Raw genomic sequence first — 17,936 nt, 5'->3', positions numbered from 1 at the left:
CGCCCGGGCAACGATCACGCTTACTTGCGTTCATAGTGTTCGCGGGACTTTTCACGGGGCTGTTCACGTGCGAGTTCGGCGAATGTCGCGAGCCAGTGGTCGGTCGTGAAGTCGCCGCTCTCGACGGCCGGGAGGCCTGCGTCGAGGTGCTCCTCGGCCGCCTTCGTGAGCCGCTCGCGCACGGGTCCCTCTGGCAGTGCGTTCGCGATCGTGCGCAGGGCGGCGGCGCGGGAGAGCGCGAGGCCGAGGAGGTGGCCGATGTGCGGGTCGGCGTGGTCGGAGACGACCGGTACGTCGAGGAGTGCGCAGGGGGCGTCGGTGGCCAGAGCCGGGAGGAAGCGGTCGAGCCAGGCGGCGAAGTCGTCGGCGTTCTCGAATACGCGGCGCATCGCGTCGGCCTCCGTCAGCGCCGGCGAGAGGAAGTCCTGGCCGGAGGGCTCCCAGTGGGCGGGCGCGTCGTGGTCGTCGGCGAACCAGCTCCGCAGCCGGTCGCGCACGGCGTCGAGGGTGCGGGCGGGCAGCCCGGCCCGCTCCCCCGTGTCGAGGATCAGGCCGAGGGCGAAGGCGCTGTTGGCGTGGATGCCGTGGCGTACGGGATACGTGGCCTTCGGGAGCCAGTCCGTGAGGAGTCGGTCGACCGCGTCCACGGCCGGGGCGAAGGCGTCGGCCCAGCGCGTGCCGTGGCACTGCGCCGCGAGCGCGACGAGCCAGGCCCAGCCGTAGGGGCGCTCGAAGCCCGGGCGGGCGAGGAGGTAGTCGGCTTCCCGGGCGAGGTTCTCGCGGGTGAGGTGGCGGTCGAGTACGTCGGCGTGGGCCTCCGGCCGGGTCCGGAGCAGCAGCCAGTGCATGTGGACGGAGCTGTGCCAGTCGTAGGCGCCGTAGAAGGCGGGGTGGAGCTCGCTCGGGCGGGGGCGGTCGTCCGGGGAAGTGGTGAGGTGGGCCGTGAAGTTGGGGTATTCACGGGTCACGTTGGCTGCCGCCAGCTGGGCGGTTTCGTCCGGGGTGAGCATGCGGTGTCCTCCGGTGGGGCGGGGTGCGGGTGCGTGCCCGCGGGGTGCGTGTTCGTCGCCGGGTGCGGTGCTGCTTTGGGTTGCGTTCGCGCCCACGCGGCGGAGCCGCATATGAACACAGCCCAACCACGACGCCGCGTCACGCGCCCTCGGCGCCGACCCCGCCTCGGCTAGTGCGTTGCGCCCTCCGTTACCCGGAGGTCGTCGTGGGTGGATGCCGCCGCGAGCAGCAGCGACCGGATGCCCGTGGCCACCGTTTCGGTCGGGAGGGACGGGGCCGTGCCGTCCGGGACCTGTTCCGGGGTCGACGGCACGTGCACGAACCCGCCCCGGACGCCCGGGAGTTCCGTGGCGATCAGGTGTCCGAGGCCGTACGCCACGTGGTTGCACGTGAACGTTCCGGCCGTGTTGGAGAGCGCCGCCGGGACCCCCGCATCGCGCATCGCCGCCACGCACGCCTTCACCGGCAGCGTGGAGAAGTACGCGGCCGGACCGCCCGGCACCACCGGTACGTCGATCGGCTGGGCCCCGGCGTTGTCGGGGATGCGGGCGTCGTCGACGTTGATGGCGATCCGCTCGACCGTGACGCCGGGGCGGCCGCCCGCCTGGCCGAGGCAGACGACCAGGTCGGGCCGGGTCTCGGCCACCGCGGCCCGCAGCGCCGTCAGTGCCGCGCCGAAGACGCACGGGAGTTGGACCGCCGTGACGTCCAGGCCGGCCGGTGGCGCGGCGGCGACCGCCCGCGCCGCCTCCCACGACGGGTTCACGGACTCCCCGCCGAACGGTTCGAATCCGGTGAGCAGTACCCGGGTCATCACTGGATCTCCTGTCTCCTAGAACGCGAAGAGCGACATGATCACGATGTTGCAGCCGAGGAGCGCGAAGCCCGTCGGCAGCTGGGCCTTGATCGGCCCGTACTGGTCCTTCAGTTCGAGGAGGGTCGCCGGGACGATGTTGAAGTTGGCGGCCATGGGCGTGACGAGCGTGCCGCTGAAGCCCGCGAGCATGCCCATCGCGAGGACCGCCGGCTCGTTGCCGCCCATCTGCTGGATGAGCACCGGCCAGCCGATCGCCGCCGTCATGACGGGGAACGCGGCGAACGCGTTGCCCATGATCACGGTGAACAGGAACATGCCGACGCAGTACGCGATCACCGCCAGGTACTTGGAGTTGTCCGGCAGCACGGCGTTGGTGATCCGGCCGACCTGGCTGCCGACACCGGCGACCGCGAAGATCGAGCCGAGGACGGAGAGGAGCTGCGGCAGCAGCAGCGCCGAGCCCATCGCCTCCAGCATCGAGCGGCCGGAGTGGATCGGCGTCGACACCTTGCGCTCGCCGGTGACCAGCATCCCGACGACGAGAGCCACGACGCAGCCGACGCCGAGCCCGAGGAGGGTGGCCTGACCGGTCTCGAAGAGGCCCGATTCGTCGAGGAAGGAGGCACAGACGATGGCGACGATCGGGATGGTGAGCGCCGGGATGAAGAGCTTGTTGCCCAGGCGGGCGGCCGATTCCTCGCGCTGCTCCTGCGTGGTCGTGACCGGTTCGCCCTTGCCTATGAAGTTGAACCCGGCGAGTGCGATCAGCGCGAGGACCGCGACGCCGAGGGGTTCGGCGGGCAGCGCCTTCGAGCCGCCCGCGACCCCGGTGCCGTAGGGGAAGGTCAGCCCGAGCAGCCCCCAGAAGGCCGCCGATGTCCAGCGCTTGGGGTTGCTCCGGTCCCTCGCCATCTGCACGGCCATGACGACGAAGACGAGACCGATCAGCCAGTAGAGCCATTCGACCTTGATCACTTGGCGGTCTCCTTCCCGGAGTCGCCCGGGGTCTGCTTCGGCAGCGGGATGTCGTGCTCGGCGACGGCGAGCGCCATCTCGCGCTCCAGATGCTTGTCGAGGAGCAGCAGCCGGGCGCCGTGGATGACGAAGGCGCAGACGGCCAGCGGGATGGCCCACAGCGCGAGCTGCGTGGGTTCGAGGTGCTCGTGGTACGTCGAGTTCACGAATCCGGTGATCAGCAGGATCGAGCCGATCGCGATGAAGCAGTCCTCACCGAAGAAGACGCCGACGGTGTCGGCGGACGCCGAGTAGGAGCGGACCTTCTCGCGCAGCTTGTCCGGCAGCACGGCGCCCGACCTGCGTTCGGCGGCGGCCTCGGCCATCGGCGCGACGAGCGGGCGGACCGCCTGGGCGGGACCGCCGAGGTTGTTGAGGCCGAAGGCGGCCGTGATCTGGCGGACCAGCAGATACGCGGTGAGGAAGCGGCCCGCGCTGAGCTTGCCGAGTTTCCCGATCAGCGTGCGGGCCTGTTCGCGCAGGCCGTAGCGCTCCAGAAGGCCGATCACCGGCAGCACGATGGCGAAGACGGTGACGGAGCGGCTGTCGGCGAAGGAGGTGCCGAAGGCGGCGAGGATCTCCAGCGGGTTCATCTTGCCGAGCAGCCCGGTGACGATGCCGGCGACACCGACCACGAGAACGGGATTGCGGCGCGTGACGAATCCGAGGATCACCACGAGCACGCCGAGCAGAACGATCATGCGGCGGCCTTTTCGATGAGGGACGCACTTATGGATGAGAGATGCACGGACCTTAGGGGATCGTTCAACGATCTAACAAGGGGTTCCGGAATTCGGACGCCCGGAGGGGGCGAAGATCTCACCCTTGTCGGATCGTTCAACGATCCTTTACGTTGAGCCAGTGATCCAGGACGTCATCGACCTCAATGCCGACCTCGGCGAAGGCTTCGGCCGGTGGACCCTCACCGACGACGAGGCCCTGCTCTCCGTGGTGACCAGTGCCAACGTCGCCTGCGGCTTCCACGCCGGCGATCCCTCCGTGATGCGCCGGGTCTGCGACCTGGCCGCCGAGCGGGGCGTACGGATCGGGGCACAGGTCTCGTACCGGGACCTCGCCGGGTTCGGGCGGCGCGCCATGGACGTGCCGCCGGACGAGCTCGCGGCCGAAGTGGCGTACCAGATCGGGGCGTTGCGGGTGTTCGCCGAGGCGGCCGGGGCCGAGGTGGCGTATGTGAAGCCGCACGGGGCGCTCTACAACCGGACCGTACGGGATGCGGAACAGGCCCGTGCGGTCGTGGACGGCGTACGGCTCGCCGGTGGGGAGCTGCCCGTGCTGGGTCTTCCCGGGTCTCAACTGCTGCGCGTGGCGGAGGATTTGGGACTGAGGCCGGTACGCGAGGCATTCGCCGATCGGGCCTACACCCCCGAGGGCACGCTCGTGCCGCGCCGCGAACCGGGTGCCGTCGTCGAGGACGCGGACGCCGTGGTGGCCCGGTCCGTGGCGTTCGCGGTGGACGGCGGGGTCGAGGCGGTCGACGGGTCCCAAGTCGCCGTCGCCGCGCGGTCGTTGTGCGTGCACGGTGACACCCCGGGCGCGGCGGCGATCGCGGCGCGGGTGCGGGTGGCGCTGGAGGGCGCCGGGGTCGAGGTCGGGGCGTTCGCGTGAGCATGCGGGTGCGGCACGCCGGGCGGCATGCGCTGCTGGTGGAGTTCGCCGACGCGGAGCACGCGGGGGCGTTCCACGCGGAGGTGCTGCGCAGGCGGGGCGCGGGGGTGCTGCCGCCGGTGCGGGAGATCGTGCCGGGGGCGCGGACGGTGCTGCTCGACGGGGTGGCGGAGCGGGATGCGCTCGCGCGCCAGGTGGTCGAGTGGGATGTGCCGCCCGGGTCCGTGGCGGAGGGGGACGTCGTGACGATTCCTGTCGTGTACGACGGGCCGGATCTGGCCGAGGTGGCGGAGCTGTGGGGGGTGTCGGTGGCGGAGGTCGCCGCGGTGCACTCCTCGTACGAGTATCGGGTGGCGTTCTGCGGGTTCGCGCCGGGGTTCGGGTATCTGGCCGGGTTGCCGGAGGAGTTGCACGTGCCGAGGCGGGCGACGCCGCGGACGCGGGTTCCTGCGGGGGCGGTTGGGGTGGCTGGGGGGTACTCGGCGGTGTATCCGCGGGTGTCGCCGGGTGGGTGGCAGTTGATCGGAACGATGCCCGATCCCGGGGTCTTGTGGGATGTGGCGCGGGAGTCGGCGGCATTGCTGTCCCCCGGGACACGGGTCCGTTTCGCCCAAACGGAGTTGACGCCACGGGGCTCTGCCCCGGACCCCGCGCCTCAATCGCCGGCGGGGCTTGATAGGGCCGCCGGGCCGGAGCCCGCATATCAAGCCTCCACGGGGTTGACGTCACGGGGCTCCGCCCCGGGCCCCGCTGCTCAATCGCCGCAGGGGCTTGAATTGCCCGGCTCATCGCCTCAAACGCCAGTGGGGCTTGATTTGCCCGCCTCCCGGCCTCATGAGCCGGGGCTTGATTGGCCCCCGTCTCAAGGGGCGGCGAGGCCCGGTTCCGCCTATCAAGCCCCGCTCTCGGACGAGAGCCGGCGGGGTGTGGGGCGGAGCCCCACGGTGCGGAGGACGGATGGGGCGGGAGGGGCCACGGCATGACCGGGAAGATCACCGTCGTTCGGGCCGGGGCGCTCAGCACCGTTCAGGACTCCGGGCGGATCGGGCACGCCCACCTCGGCGTTCCCAGGTCCGGGGCGCTGGACGCGGATGCGCTGCGGCTGGCCAACCGGCTGCTCGGGAACGCGGAGGACGCCGCCGTACTGGAGACGACCCTCACCGGGTGCGCACTACGGCCCGACCGTGGCGTCCGCTTCGTCGTGGGTGGGGCGCCGTGCCCGGTCCGCGTCGACGGAGCGCCCGCGGCCTGGGGCGTGCCCGTGTACGTACCGGCCGGAGCGACCCTCGACGTGGGGACCGTCAGCGCCGGCGTGCGGTCCTACGTCGCCGTCGCCGGCGGGTTCGACGTGCAGCCCGTGCTCGGCAGCCGGTCCACCGATCTGCTGTCGGGGCTCGGCCCCGCGCCCTTGAGCACGGGCGACGTGCTGCCCGCCGGAGAGGCACCCGGCACTCGGCCCGCCACGCCCGTGGCCGCGCCATGGCCCGCTCCCCCGGCCGAGCTCGTGCTGCCCGTGCGGTTCGGACCCCGTACGGACTGGTTCACCGAGGCCGCGCGCCGGACCTTCGTCACCGCCACGTACACCGTCTCCGGCAACAGCAACAGGATCGGGCTGCGTACCGAAGGGCCCGCCCTGGAGCGGGAGTCGGACGGCGAGCTGCCCAGCGAGGGCATGGTGCTCGGCGCGGTGCAGGTGCCGCCGGACGGGCGCCCCGTCGTGTTCCTCCACGACCATCCGACGACCGGCGGCTACCCGGTGATCGCCGTCGTGGACGAGAACGCTCTCGGCGCGGCAGCCCAGGCGGCGCCCGGCACGCCGCTCCGGTTCACCCTGTAGCCCGCGAAGCCAGCCCCTCGTCAAGGAACTCCCTTACGTGGGCCATGACCTGGTCCCGGTCCCCGCGCAGGCCGATCGCCACCGCGATGGAGAAACCGTCGAGCAGCGCCCGAAGCCGGGTCGCGAAGCGGTCCGGGTCGAGCGCCCGGAACTCGCCGCGTGAGCTGCCCTCGGCGAGCAGCGCCACGAGGTCGCGGTGCCAGGCCCCCTCGATGGCGGCCTGGCGGGCCCGCGCGTCGTCGTCGGCGTTCCGCGAGCGGTTGAACACCTCCAGCCACAGCGTCCAGTGCGGATCGCGCGGCGCGTCCGGGACGTACAGGTCGACGTAGGCGTCGAGGCGGTCCCGCGCACTGCTGCCGCCGACCAGCAACTCCCGGCGGCGCGCGCCGAGTCGGCCCTCGCTCCACTCCAGCGTGCGCAGCAACAGCTCGTCCTTGCTGCCGAAGTGGTACGCGAGGTGTCCGCTGCTCATCCCGACCTCGCGGCCGAGCGCGGCGAGCGTCAGCCGTTCGAGGCCGTGCTCGGCGATCATCGCCATGGTCGCGGCGAGCACGTCCTCGCGCGGCGGCGCCGGTGTGCGCCGGCGCTGCGTCCCGGTCACCGCTCAGGCCCCCGCGCCCGGCTGCTGCTGGGTGATGCAGTGGATGCCGCCGCCCGCCGCGAAGATCGTCCGGGCGTCGACGAGGGTGACCGTCCGGGACGGGAAGAGCCTGCGGAAGATCGCCGCGGCCTCCTCGTCGTTCGGGTCGTCGAATCCGCACAGCACCACGCCGTCGTTGCAGAGGTAGTGGTTGATGTACGAGTAGTCGACCCAGGAGCCGTCCTCGTCGTCCGTGAGGACCTTCGGCGCCGGGACCTCGACGATCTCCAAGGGCCTGCCCTGCGCGTCCGTCTGTCCGGCGAGGCAGCCGATGATCTCGCGGCTCACCTCGTGATCCGGGTGCGCCGGGTCCCGCTGGGAGTGGACCAGGACCACGCCGGGTGCCGCGAACGCCGCCACGATGTCGACATGTCCACGCGTACCGAACTCGCCGTAGTCCGCGGTGAGTCCGCGCGGCAGCCAGATCGCCTTGGTCGTGCCGAGCCTGGAGTGGATCTCGGCTTCGACGTCCTCCTTCGCACGACCCCCGTTGCGGTCGGGGTCGAGCTGCACCGTCTCCGTCAGGAGCACCGTGCCCTCACCGTCGACGTGGATGCCGCCGCCCTCGTTGACGAGCGCGGTGGAGTGCACCGGTACGCCCGTGAGGTCGGCGACATGCCGGGCGATCTTGGAGTCGTGCTCCCAGCGGGCCCAGTCCTGGGCGCCCCAGCCGTTGAACGTCCAGTCCACGGCGGCCAGTTCACCGGTTTCGCCGTGCTTGACGAACGTGGGGCCGATGTCGCGCATCCACGCGTCGTCCAGCTCCCGTTCGGCCAGGTCCACGGACGGGTCGAGGAGCTCCTTCGCGGACTCCAGCTGCCCCGGTCCGACGACCATCGTCACCGGTTCGTGGCGGCGCACGGCGTTGGCGACGGACGCCCACGCGGCCCGCGCTCCGGCCAGTTCACTCTCGTCGGAGAAGGTCGGGTTGGGGCCCGGCCACGCCATCCACGTGCGCGCGTGCGGGGCCCACTCGGGCGGCATCACATACGTCATGGGCTTGATCCCTTACAGGAAGTAGAGGCGGTTGAGGGAGACGGACTCGGCCGGTTCCGAGCGCAGCGGGTCGCCGTCGAGGGTGACCAGGCCCGTGCGCTGGTCCACGTCGACCGCTCCCGTGCGGGAGTTGAGGCGCAGGTCGGCCGGGCCGATACCGCGCGTGCCGCGGACCGCGACGCGGCGCCTGCGGGTGGGCATGGTGTCGTGCCCGTCGTCGACGGCGGCCTGCGCCACGAAAGCCACGGACAGCTCGGCGGCCGTCGCTCCGTACGCCCCGAACTGCGGGCCGAGGACGAGTGGTTCGCAGGTGTCGGTGGCGGCGTTGGGGTCGCCCACCACCCCGTACGCGGGGAAGCCGGACTTCAGGACGAGTTGCGGCTTCGCGCCGAAGTACTCGGGGCGCCACAGCACGATGTCGGCCATCTTGCCGGGCTCGATGGACCCGATCTCGTGCGAGAGGCCGTGCGCGATGGCCGGGTTGATGGTCAGCTTCGCCATGTAGCGCAGGACGCGCTCGTTGTCGTGGCCGACGCCCGGGTCGCCGAGCTCGCCCTTCATCTTCCCGGCCATCGCGAACGTACGGCGCACGGTCTCGCCCGCACGCCCCATGCCCTGCGCGTCCGATGACGTGATGCCGATCGCGCCCAGGTCGTGCAGTACGTCCTCGGCTCCCATCGTCCCGGCGCGGATCCGGTCGCGGGCCATCGCGGCGTCGCCGGGGAGGTCCGTCTTCAGGTCGTGGACGGAGACGATCATGCCGTAGTGCTCGGCGACGGCGTCACGGCCGAAGGGGAGGGTGGGGTTGGTGGAGGAGCCGATGACGTTCGGAACTCCCGCCATCTTCAGCACATTTGGTACGTGGCCGCCGCCGCAGCCCTCGATGTGGAAGGCGTGGATGGTGCGCCCTTCGAGGACCTTGAGGGTGTCCTCGACGGACAGGCATTCATTCAACCCGTCACTGTGCAGAGCGACTTGAACGTCGTGCTCCTCCGCCACCCGGAGGGCGGTGTCGAGGGCGCGGGTGTGCGCGCCCATGTCCTCGTGCACCTTGAACCCGCAGGCGCCGCCCTCGGCGAGCGCCTCGACGAGCGGGGCCCCGTCGGAGGACGAACCCCGGCCCAGGAAGCCGATATTGACCGGCCAGGCGTCGAAGGCGGAGAACGCGTGCTTGAGCGCCCACGGCGAGTTGACCCCGACGCCCCAGACCGGGCCGAACTCCTGGCCGATGATCGTGGTGACGCCGGAGGCGAGCGAGGCCTCCATGATGCGCGGCGACAGCAGGTGCACATGGGTGTCGACGGCTCCGGCGGTCGCGATGAGCCCTTCACCGGACACGATCGTCGTCCCGGTACCGACCACGACGTCGACGCCGTCCATGGTGTCCGGATTGCCGGCCCGCCCGACGGCGTGGATGCGGCCCTCGCGGATCCCGATGGAGACCTTCCTGATCCCCAGCGCGGCGTCGATCACCACGACGTTGCTGATCACGATGTCGCAGGTGTCGCGGACCGCGGCGGCCTTCAGGTGCAGCCCGTCGCGCGCGGTCTTGCCGAACCCGGCGAGGAACTCGTCCCCGTAGCTCTGGGAGTCGGACTCGACCTTGATGGTGAGCCCCGAGTCCCCGAGCCGGACCCGGTCCCCTGCGCGCGGGCCGTGCGTCCCCGCGTACTCGTACGGGGTCAGTCGGCGGGCTTCGGCGGCGTGGCCTCCGGGACGGCTCATCGCGCGGCCTCCTCTTCAGTCGTGTCCGGTACGCCGAGGTATCCGCAGGCGGCGGCGCGGCGCAGCGCCTCCTCGCGGGCGCCGGGCGCGTCCAGCGGGCCGTCGACGAGCCCCGCGAACCCGATGGCGACCCGGGCCCCGCCGATCGGCAGCAGCCCGACGTCCTGGGTCTCCCCCGGCCCGAACCGCACCGACGACCCCGCGGGCACCGCGAGCCGCATCCCGTACGCCTTGTCCCGTACGAAATCCAGGCGCGGGTTGACCTCGAAGAAGTGGAAGTGGGAGGTGACGGAGACCGGGACGGTCGCCGTGTTGGTGACGGTGAGCGTCAGTTCGGGCTCGGGGTCGTGGTGCTCGGGGCCGGGCAGCAGCGCGCCGGGGGCCTCGTCCGTGAGACTGCCACCCGCGATCGGATCGCTGACCACGGCGAGCCGCGAGCCGTCGTCGAAGACCGCCTCCACGTGCACCTCGGTCACCACGTCGGCGACGCCCGGCAGCACATCGTCGGGCCCGAGCGCGGAGCGCGCCGCCTCGATCGCCTCGGCGAGCCGCTTCCCGTCGCGGGCGGCCTCGCAGACGGTGTCCGCGATCAGGGCGGTCGCCTCCGGCACGTTGAGCCGCAGGCCACGCGCCTTGCGGGCCCGCGCGAGCTCGGCCGCGCCGAACAGCAGCAGCCGGTCGCGCTCGGTGGGGGTCAGTCGCACGGCACTCCTCGCTTCCAGTTAGAACAGCACTCTAAACGCCGAAAGCCCAGGAGGAAAGCAGTCACGGCGCTTCCAGGGAAAGCTCACATGGAATGACGCTCAAACCGCCGGGCGTGGGTGCATCCAGCGCGGGACGCATCCGGCGTGGGGCGCATCCGGCGTGGGCACATCAGCCCTGGCCGGGGTCAGGGAAAGGTCAGGCCCGGCAGGAACTCGCCCGCACCGAAGGCGGGCTTGAGGTCGGTGAACCACGTGGCACCTTCGTCGTACACAGCGAAGAACGGCCGGTTCACCAGCTCCGGGTCCCGCGCCTGGGTCAGGTGCAGGACGAACACCCGCTCGCCGCCCACCTCCGCGACCCCGTCCACGACGACCTTGCCCGGCATCGCCGACATCACCGGCCCCCGCACGGTCCGCGCGAGACCGGACACCTGGGCGTAGGCATCCCGGAAGATCTGGTACCCACGGGCGAGGGGCACCGCGAAGTAGTCCTGCGGCCCTGTGTCCCGCTCCACGAACTGGTAGTAGGGGACCGCCCCCAGGCGCGTCGTCTCGCTCCACAGCTCGGCCCACACAGCCGCGCTGTCATTGATTCCACGCACCAGCGGACCCTGGCAGCGGATCACGGCGCCACTGTCCCGGACACGCCGCATCGCCTCCACCACGATTCGGGTGCGCAGTTCCTGCGGGTGCGTGAAGTGAGCCATGAGCGCCAAGTGCTTTCCTGCGGTGACGACCTCCTCGAAGAGCCTCAACAGGTCGTCGGCGTCCCGATCGGAGACGAAACGGTACGGCCAGAAGGCGAGGGACTTGGTGCCGATCCGGACGGAACGCACGCTCTCGACCCGCAGCAGGGGTTCGACGTAGCGACGCAGCACGTCGGCGCTCATCACCAACGGGTCACCACCGGTGATCAGCACGCTGCTGATCTCGGGATGCGCCCGCAGATACGCCTCGGTCGTCGCCAAGTCGTCGGTGGCGATACGGAGTTCGGACTCACCGACGAACTGCGGCCAGCGGAAGCAGTACGTGCAGTAGGCGTGGCAGGTCTGGCCCTGGCGGGGGAAGACGAGCAGCGTCTCGGGGTACTTGTGCTGGAGTCCTTCCAGCCGACGCCCTTCGTGCACCGGCACGTTGGCATCGAGCTGACCTGAGGGGTGCGGGTTCAGCCGCATTCGGATCCGGTGCGCGGCCCGCTGCACCTGGCCCGCCGGGGCACCGTCCGCGAGCAGGTCCGACATCTCCCGCACATCGGGTTCGGACAACATCCCGACCTGCGGAAACGTCAGCCGGAAGATCGGATCATCCGGCACCGCCGACCAGTCGATGAGCTCGTCGACGACATACTCGTTCGTCCGGAAGGGGAGCACGGCCGCCACGGCCCGCAGCTTCAGCCGTTCCTCGGCCGACAGGGCCCTGCGCTGGAGCAGTCCGTCCAGATCGCGAGAGGTGAAGCTGCGAAATCTGCCCCGGTCCTGCACCAGCCCGCCGACTGGGTCGCGCGATGTTCTCACCGTACGAGGGCCCCTACTCCGTCAGAAGGGATTGCGGGCGTAGGCAGACAAAAGCACCCGTCGGCGCATCATACTTCTCGGCGAAGTCCTGGGTGAGACGCACATGGAGCTCGCTTTCGTCGTCCACGACCAGGAGTTCGTGCGCGACGCTGACGCCAAGACCCTGACTGAACGCGGTGAGCTGATCGAGGCGATGGCGCGCCATGTGGGACACGAGCTCCGCGTCGGCGACATACGTGGCCTCGTCCACGACGACGAACCTGCACGTGAACGCTCTGCGCCCGTCGCCCTCGTCGACGAGCATGACCGGCAGGTGCGTGAACTCGTCCATCATCGCGCTCTGTTGCCAGAGCTCGTCGAACCGCTGCTCCACAAACGCCCCGAGGGGTGACCGGACGGGCACTTCGAGCTGGACACCCTGACCGGAGAGGCGGCCCACCGTGAGGAAGGACACAAGACACCGCTCGTCCCAGCGGTACAACGTCACGCCGGGGGACGAGGAACAGAGCCGGACTTCGAGCAGGTGACGGATGCCCGCATCGAGCTCTGCCTCGAAGGAACGCAGCGTTCGAAGGTTGCGGAGGATTTCCCGCCGGATGTCGGCGTGCTGGTCGCCGAGTTCCTGCCCACGCAGGATGACGGCGAGGGAGTCGGGATGGAGCAGCAGGATCTGGACGCGGGTGCCGTTGGCGGTGGCGGCCCTGATGCCCCGCAGAAGGCGGTGGGAGAACTGCGGGCCGAACACGTTGGAGAACGTGTCGAGGACCTTCACGTTCGACGTCGACCCGTACACCTGGGCGCAGAACCACTCGTAGTCGAGTCGGCTGTGCTCGCGGGCGCGGCCCTCCTGAGCGCGACTGATCAACGGGCCGATCACGAAGACGGTCACAACGGCGCCGATGATGTCGGCACCAAGGTTGAGCGCCAGATTCTCCTTGTAGTTCTCCATGCCGGCGCTGCGCCACAGCAGGATCGCGGAGACGGCGGCGAGGCCGATCAGGACGGACAGGCTCTGCGGCCTGCGAGGTGTACGCAGGGCCCGGAGAAACCATCGCAATCGAGCCCTGAACGGTATCCCACTCACCCGTGACCACCCCCCGAACGCCAAGCCATGGAGTCAGTGGATACCCTCGCGGCACAATACGTACACGCACGCTCAACCACCTTGCCAGGAAAGGCTGTTGGTGATCGCGCGCACGGACCGCGAGCCCAGCGGACGGTGTGCCGCCCTGACCGGGAAGCCCTCGGGGCCCGCCCGCGCCGTTACCGTGGCACCGTGAACAGCGCCGACCGGACCAGCACCCCCCGAAGCCGCCGCGAGCGGCCCGCCAAGGCCGCCCTGAGCAGGGACGGCATCGTGAGCGCCGCCACGCACATCCTGCGCACGGAAGGTCTGGGCAAGGTGACCATGCGTCGCCTCGCCAAGGAGCTCGACACCGGGCCCGCCTCGCTGTACGTCTACGTCCGCAACACCGACGAGCTGCACGCCGCCGTCCTCGACGAGCTCCTCGCCGAGGTGGACCTGACGCCCGCGCGGGAGGCCTCGGGCGACTGGCGGGAGCGGCTGACCCGGCTGCTCACCTCGTACCTGGAAATGCTGTTCCGCCACCCGTCGCTGGCCCGGTCCGCGCTGACCGTGCACCCCGCCGGGGATCACTACCTGGACCTCGTGGAGGCCCTGCTCGTGCTGCTGCGCGAGGGTGGGGTGCCGGATGCCCGGGCCGCCTGGGGCGTGGACCTGCTCCTGCAGTACGCGACCGCGACGGCGGCCGAGCACGCGGGCGACGACCAGGACACGATGGACGCCGCCCGCACCGCGATCACCACCGCCTCGCCCGCCCGGCACCCGGAGCTCGCTCGACTCGCCGACGTGCTCGTGGCGGGAGGTGGCTCCGGTCGGCTGAACTGGGGATTCGCCGCCCTGATCGCGGGCATCACGGCAGCGCCCGAACCCCCTCTCGCCGACTCCTGATCCACCCGGCACCGACCGTCGCACTCTCGGCCACTCCGTTACGAACATGTTCGTTACGAACATGTTCGCTATGATGGAAGAACGAACCGGACACCTCGGGGAATCCATGACAACCGTGCCCGTACCGCGGCACCCAGGGAGGCCACCATGAACGCCATCACCGCACCCCACCACCCCATCGCCGTCGTCGGCGCGGGCCTCGGCGGCCTCACGCTCGCCCGCGTCCTGCACGTCCACGGCATCCCCTGCACCGTCCTCGACCTGGACGCCTCCGCCGACGCCCGCACCCAGGGCGGCATGCTCGACCTGCACGAGGAGACCGCGCAGGCCGCGCTGCGCGCCGCCGGTCTGTACGAAGAGTTCCGCGCCCTCGTCCTCACGGGCGGCGAGGAGACCAAGGTCATCGACGCGGACGGCACCCTGCGCCACCACGAGCCGGACGACGGGAACGGCGGCCGCCCCGAGATCAACCGGGCCGACCTGCGCCGCATCCTCCTCGACTCGCTGCCCGACGGCACGATCCGCTGGGGCGCGAAGGTCACCTCCGCCGAGCCCACCGACGTCCCGGGCCGCCACCTGGTGACCCTCGCCGACGGCGGCCGCTTCACCACCGACCTGCTGATCGGCGCGGACGGCGCCTGGTCCCGGATCCGCCCCCTGCTGAGCGACGCCCGCCCCTCGTACACCGGCATCTCGTTCGTGGAGGCCGATGTGCTGCCGGGGAGCGAGCGGCACGCGGAGATCGCCGCGTTCACCGGCGGCGGCAGTGCCTTCGTCCTCGCCGACGGGCGCGCCCTGCTCACGCACCGCGAGAGCGACGACCGCGTGCACACGTACGCCGCGCTGAAGGCCCCCGAGAGCTGGCTCGGCACCATCGACTTCACGGACGCGGAGGCCGCACGCACCGCGGTGCTCGCCGTCTTCGACGGCTGGGACGACCGGCTGCGCGCGCTGATCGCGGACGCCGAGCTGCCCCTGACGCCGCGCCCGATCCACGCGCTGCCGGTCGGCATCAGCTGGGAGCGCCGCCCGGGTGTCACGCTCATCGGCGACGCCGCGCACCTGATGTCGCCGTTCGCCGGCGAGGGCGCCAACCTCGCCATGTTCGACGGCGCCGAGCTGGCCCGCGCGATCGTCGAGCACCCGGACGACCCGGAGGCGGCGCTCGCGACGTACGAGAAGGAGATGTTCCCGCGCAGCGAGCAGCTGGCCGCCGAGTCCGCCGCCAACCTCACCATGATGTTCGGCCCGAACGCGCGGCAGGCACTGCTGGACATGTTCGCGGGCCACGCCGGCCCCACCGCCGCACAGGCCTGACGCCCAGGCCTGACGCACCCCGGCCCCCGTCCCGCGGCTGCGGGACGGGGGCCGGGTGTGGATGCCGGTGTCGACTAGCCCAGCTCGTGCATCCAGCCGTGCTTGTCCTCGGCCTTGCCGCGCTGGATGTCCAGGAGGGCGTTGCGCAGCTTCATCGTGACCTCGCCGGCCTCGCCGCCGGACTGGGTCCACTCGCCGCTCGCGCGCTTGACCGTGCCGACCGGCGTGATGACGGCGGCGGTGCCGCACGCGAAGACCTCGGTCAGCTCGCCGGACTCCGTGGCGGACTGCCACTCGTCGATCGAGATGCGGCGCTCCTCCGACTCGTAGCCGAGGTCGCGGGCGACCTGGAGGAGCGAGTCGCGGGTGACGCCCGCGAGCAGCGAACCGGTGAGGGTCGGGGTGACGATCTTGTTGCCGTACACGAAGTACAGGTTCATGCCGCCCAGTTCCTCGACCCACTTGTGCTCGACGGCGTCGAGGTAGGCGACCTGGTCGCAGCCCTTGGCGGCGGCCTCGGCCTGCGCCAGCAGGGACGCCGCGTAGTTGCCGCCGGTCTTGGCGTCGCCGACGCCGCCGGGGACGGCGCGCACGCGGTCCTCGGAGAGCCAGATGGAGACGGGCTTCACGCCGCCGGAGAAGTACGCGCCGGCGGGCGAGGCGATGACGATGAAGAGGTACTCGTTGGCGGGCTTCACGCCCAGGCCGATCTCGGTCGCGATCATGAACGGGCGCAGGTAGAGGGACTCCTCGCCGCCGTGCGCGGGCACCCACTCCTTGTCCTGCTGGACGAGCAGGTCACAGGCCTCGACGAAGGTCTCGACCGGCAGCTCGGGCATGCCGAGGCGCCAGGCGGAGTGCTGGAAGCGCTTGGCGTTCATGTCGGGCCGGAAGGTGGCGACGGTGCCGTCGGGCTGACGGTAGGCCTTGAGGCCCTCGAAGATCTCCTGCGCGTAGTGCAGGACGTTCGTGGCCGGGTCGAGGGAGAGCGGTCCGTAGGGCACCAGCTGCCCGTCGTGCCAGCCACGCCCCTCGGTCCACTTCACGATGACCATGTGGTCGGTGAAGTGGCGGCCGAATCCCGGGTTGGCCAGGATCTCCTCGCGCTGCGCGGCGGACAGCGGGGTGGCGGTGGGCTTGAGCTCGATCGTGGGCGTCGTCATGGTTGCGTGTCCTTCACCGTTGGTTGTGACGGACCGCGTTCACGCCTGCACCCCTGCGTACTAGGACGTCCGAGCTTCCACGTACATCGCGGCCCCACGTTCGATTATCGCGCGAGGCGGGGTGTGCCCGGAAACCGGCCTGGTGAGTGCGGGTGCGTGAAGCGGCCCGGGTTCTGTCGTCACACTCCCGTCGTCGCCCGAAGGGCGGCCTCGCGGCGTCTGGTGCGTGCGATCGCAAGGTGCCGGAAGGTCCTAGTAGCGGAGCTACTCGGGCCTTTCGGCAACGCCGCGAGCGTGCGTGCCAGGCGACGCGAGGCAGACGGGAGTGTGACGACAGAACCCTTGGGGTTGATGGTCGCACCCAGGGGCCGCACGAGAACAGCCGCCGGGCGCGGTGTGCGACCCGGCGGCTGCTGTTTTCAGCAGTACGAGATGAGCGCCGGGTCAGCCGGCTACTCGGGCGACGAGGGCGTCACCGATCTCGTCGGTGGAGCGCACGGCGTCGCCGCGCTCGCCGAGGTCCGCGGAGACCGCGGTCTCGATGCGGGCGGCCTCGGCCTCGTAGCCGAGGTGACGCAGGAGGAGGGCGACCGAGAGGATCGTGGCGCTCGGGTCGGCCTTGCCCTGGCCCGCGATGTCCGGGGCCGAGCCGTGCACGGGCTCGAACATGGACGGGAACTCGCGGCTCGGGTTGATGTTCCCGGAGGCCGCGACGCCGATACCGCCGGAGACGGCCGCGGCGAGGTCGGTGATGATGTCGCCGAAGAGGTTGTCGGTGACGATCACGTCGAAGCGGGCCGGGTCGGTGACGAGATAGATCGTCGCGGCGTCGACGTGGATGTAATCGGTGGTGACCTCGGGGAACTCCTTGGCCACCTTGTTGAAGACGTTCGTCCACAGGTGCCCCGCGAAGGCCAGCACGTTGTTCTTGTGGACCAGCGTGAGCTTCTTGCGGGGGCGGGCCTGGGCGCGGGCGAAGGCGTCACGGACCACGCGCTCCACACCGAAGGCGGTGTTGACGGAGACCTCGGTCGCGACCTCGTGCTCGGTGCCCTTGCGGATCGAACCGCCGTTGCCCGTGTACGGGCCCTCGGTGCCCTCACGGACGACGACGAAGTCGATGTCCGGCTCGCCCGCGAGCGGGGTCGAGACACCCGGAAGGAGCTTCGAAGGCCGCAGGTTGACGTGGTGGTCGAACGCGAAGCGGAGCTTGAGCAGGAAGCCGCGCTCCAGGACGCCGGACGGCACCGAAGGGTCGCCGATGGCGCCGAGCAGGATGGCGTCGTGCTTCTTGAGCGACTCCTGGTCGGCGTCGGTGAGGGTCTCACCGGTCGCGTGGTAGCGCTTGGCGCCGAAGTCGTACTCCTCGGTCTCCAGCTTCACATCCTGCGGAAGGACGGCGGAGAGGACCTTGAGACCCTGGGCCACGACCTCCTGGCCGATTCCGTCACCGGGGATCACTGCGAGATTGATGCTGCGAGACATGTCAGCACCGTACTCCGTGTCCCATGGAATGACATGGGGCGTCCACGATTCGGACAGCCGACCAGGCATCGTCTCCTGGCGGCCAGTAGTTGTTCACCCGTACGTATGGCGGGAG

General features: G+C 70.8%; 16 protein-coding genes and 1 pseudogene. 5 read left to right on the top strand and 12 right to left on the bottom strand.

All coding sequences use genetic code 11. The features are described from left to right. Window positions 1-20: 20 nt before the first annotated feature. From ACIRHA_RS28215 to ACIRHA_RS28200, 4 genes are all read right to left on the bottom strand, one after another. Entirely contained in the window at window positions 21-1,010 is a 990-nt protein-coding gene (locus ACIRHA_RS28215; protein ID WP_403851436.1) for a DUF2891 domain-containing protein, read from the bottom strand. Between the two features lie 170 nt (window positions 1,011-1,180). After that, a complete protein-coding gene (gene pcp, locus ACIRHA_RS28210; protein WP_403851433.1) occupies window positions 1,181-1,825 on the bottom strand; it encodes a pyroglutamyl-peptidase I in 645 nt (214 codons plus the stop codon). Between the two features lie 18 nt (window positions 1,826-1,843). Beyond that, window positions 1,844-2,803, bottom strand: a complete 960-nt coding sequence (locus tag ACIRHA_RS28205; RefSeq protein WP_403851430.1) for a DUF979 domain-containing protein — start codon at window positions 2,801-2,803, stop codon at window positions 1,844-1,846. Beyond that, the gene (locus tag ACIRHA_RS28200; protein ID WP_403851428.1) at window positions 2,800-3,543 is read right to left on the bottom strand and encodes a DUF969 domain-containing protein; all 744 of its coding nucleotides are present in this window, start codon (window positions 3,541-3,543) and stop codon (window positions 2,800-2,802) included. The genes ACIRHA_RS28205 and ACIRHA_RS28200 overlap by 4 nt, the downstream gene beginning before the upstream one ends. A gap of 160 nt (window positions 3,544-3,703) precedes the next feature. Between ACIRHA_RS28200 and ACIRHA_RS28195 the strand changes: the two genes are divergently transcribed. From ACIRHA_RS28195 to ACIRHA_RS28185, 3 genes and pseudogenes are all read left to right on the top strand, one after another. After that, complete coding sequence (locus ACIRHA_RS28195; RefSeq protein ID WP_403851425.1) at window positions 3,704-4,468, top strand: LamB/YcsF family protein; 765 nt, start codon at window positions 3,704-3,706, stop codon at window positions 4,466-4,468. Window positions 4,469-4,470: 2 nt separating this feature from the next. Next, window positions 4,471-5,106: pseudogene (locus tag ACIRHA_RS28190) on the top strand (allophanate hydrolase subunit 1); the annotation flags it as partial. Between the two features lie 341 nt (window positions 5,107-5,447). Further along, window positions 5,448-6,305 carry a biotin-dependent carboxyltransferase family protein gene (locus ACIRHA_RS28185; protein ID WP_403851422.1) on the top strand — a complete coding sequence of 286 codons (858 nt, stop codon included), beginning with the start codon at window positions 5,448-5,450 and terminating at the stop codon, window positions 6,303-6,305. On the opposite strand, the gene ACIRHA_RS28180 is transcribed toward ACIRHA_RS28185, so the two are convergent. The 6 genes from ACIRHA_RS28180 to ACIRHA_RS28155 form a co-directional block, all read right to left on the bottom strand. Beyond that, complete coding sequence (locus ACIRHA_RS28180; RefSeq protein WP_403852145.1) at window positions 6,295-6,843, bottom strand: TetR/AcrR family transcriptional regulator; 549 nt, start codon at window positions 6,841-6,843, stop codon at window positions 6,295-6,297. The genes ACIRHA_RS28185 and ACIRHA_RS28180 overlap by 11 nt on opposite strands. A gap of 66 nt (window positions 6,844-6,909) precedes the next feature. Further along, complete coding sequence (locus ACIRHA_RS28175; protein ID WP_403851420.1) at window positions 6,910-7,941, bottom strand: agmatine/peptidylarginine deiminase; 1,032 nt, start codon at window positions 7,939-7,941, stop codon at window positions 6,910-6,912. A gap of 12 nt (window positions 7,942-7,953) precedes the next feature. Continuing rightward, window positions 7,954-9,666, bottom strand: coding sequence for an urease subunit alpha (locus ACIRHA_RS28170; RefSeq protein WP_403851418.1), 1,713 nt, complete (start codon window positions 9,664-9,666; stop codon window positions 7,954-7,956). Further along, entirely contained in the window at window positions 9,663-10,370 is a 708-nt protein-coding gene (gene ureA / locus ACIRHA_RS28165) for an urease subunit gamma (RefSeq protein ID WP_403851417.1), read from the bottom strand. The genes ACIRHA_RS28170 and ureA overlap by 4 nt, the downstream gene beginning before the upstream one ends. A 185-nt stretch (window positions 10,371-10,555) precedes the next feature. Beyond that, a complete protein-coding gene (locus ACIRHA_RS28160; protein WP_403851415.1) occupies window positions 10,556-11,884 on the bottom strand; it encodes a KamA family radical SAM protein in 1,329 nt (442 codons plus the stop codon). A 13-nt stretch (window positions 11,885-11,897) separates the two neighbouring features. After that, complete coding sequence (locus ACIRHA_RS28155) at window positions 11,898-12,941, bottom strand: hypothetical protein (RefSeq protein WP_403851412.1); 1,044 nt, start codon at window positions 12,939-12,941, stop codon at window positions 11,898-11,900. A gap of 219 nt (window positions 12,942-13,160) precedes the next feature. Here ACIRHA_RS28155 and ACIRHA_RS28150 point away from each other — a divergent pair, with 219 nt between their 5' ends. After that, the gene (locus ACIRHA_RS28150) at window positions 13,161-13,856 is read left to right on the top strand and encodes a TetR/AcrR family transcriptional regulator (protein ID WP_403851409.1); all 696 of its coding nucleotides are present in this window, start codon (window positions 13,161-13,163) and stop codon (window positions 13,854-13,856) included. Window positions 13,857-14,003: 147 nt separating this feature from the next. Then, window positions 14,004-15,173, top strand: a complete 1,170-nt coding sequence (locus ACIRHA_RS28145; RefSeq protein ID WP_403851407.1) for an FAD-dependent oxidoreductase — start codon at window positions 14,004-14,006, stop codon at window positions 15,171-15,173. A gap of 74 nt (window positions 15,174-15,247) precedes the next feature. Here the strand turns inward: ACIRHA_RS28145 and ACIRHA_RS28140 are convergent, their stop codons facing one another. Beyond that, window positions 15,248-16,336: a branched-chain amino acid aminotransferase gene (locus tag ACIRHA_RS28140; RefSeq protein WP_403851405.1), complete on the bottom strand. Its 1,089-nt coding sequence runs from the start codon at window positions 16,334-16,336 to the stop codon at window positions 15,248-15,250. 444 nt (window positions 16,337-16,780) lie between these two features. Next, window positions 16,781-17,821, bottom strand: coding sequence for a 3-isopropylmalate dehydrogenase (locus ACIRHA_RS28135; protein WP_403851403.1), 1,041 nt, complete (start codon window positions 17,819-17,821; stop codon window positions 16,781-16,783). Window positions 17,822-17,936: the final 115 nt, after the last annotated feature.

Origin of the sequence: Streptomyces sp. NPDC102360, assembly GCF_044766085.1 — a bacterium.
In the GTDB taxonomy this organism is placed as follows: Bacteria; Actinomycetota; Actinomycetes; order Streptomycetales; family Streptomycetaceae; genus Streptomyces.
This window is presented reverse-complemented; position numbering and strand designations above follow the sequence as displayed.

What these genes read in the sequence shown, in the direction of transcription:
- ACIRHA_RS28215 (WP_403851436.1), bottom strand. Translation starts at nt 1,010, where the DNA reads ATGCTCACCCCGGACGAAACCGCCCAGCTGGCGGCAGCCAACGTGACC.
- pcp (WP_403851433.1), bottom strand. Translation starts at nt 1,825, where the DNA reads ATGACCCGGGTACTGCTCACCGGATTCGAACCGTTCGGCGGGGAGTCC.
- ACIRHA_RS28200 (WP_403851428.1), bottom strand. Translation starts at nt 3,543, where the DNA reads ATGATCGTTCTGCTCGGCGTGCTCGTGGTGATCCTCGGATTCGTCACG.
- ACIRHA_RS28185 (WP_403851422.1), top strand. Translation starts at nt 5,448, where the DNA reads ATGACCGGGAAGATCACCGTCGTTCGGGCCGGGGCGCTCAGCACCGTT.
- ACIRHA_RS28180 (WP_403852145.1), bottom strand. Translation starts at nt 6,843, where the DNA reads ATGGCGATGATCGCCGAGCACGGCCTCGAACGGCTGACGCTCGCCGCG.
- ACIRHA_RS28175 (WP_403851420.1), bottom strand. Translation starts at nt 7,941, where the DNA reads ATGACGTATGTGATGCCGCCCGAGTGGGCCCCGCACGCGCGCACGTGG.
- ACIRHA_RS28170 (WP_403851418.1), bottom strand. Translation starts at nt 9,666, where the DNA reads ATGAGCCGTCCCGGAGGCCACGCCGCCGAAGCCCGCCGACTGACCCCG.
- ACIRHA_RS28145 (WP_403851407.1), top strand. Translation starts at nt 14,004, where the DNA reads ATGAACGCCATCACCGCACCCCACCACCCCATCGCCGTCGTCGGCGCG.
- ACIRHA_RS28140 (WP_403851405.1), bottom strand. Translation starts at nt 16,336, where the DNA reads ATGACGACGCCCACGATCGAGCTCAAGCCCACCGCCACCCCGCTGTCC.
- ACIRHA_RS28135 (WP_403851403.1), bottom strand. Translation starts at nt 17,821, where the DNA reads ATGTCTCGCAGCATCAATCTCGCAGTGATCCCCGGTGACGGAATCGGC.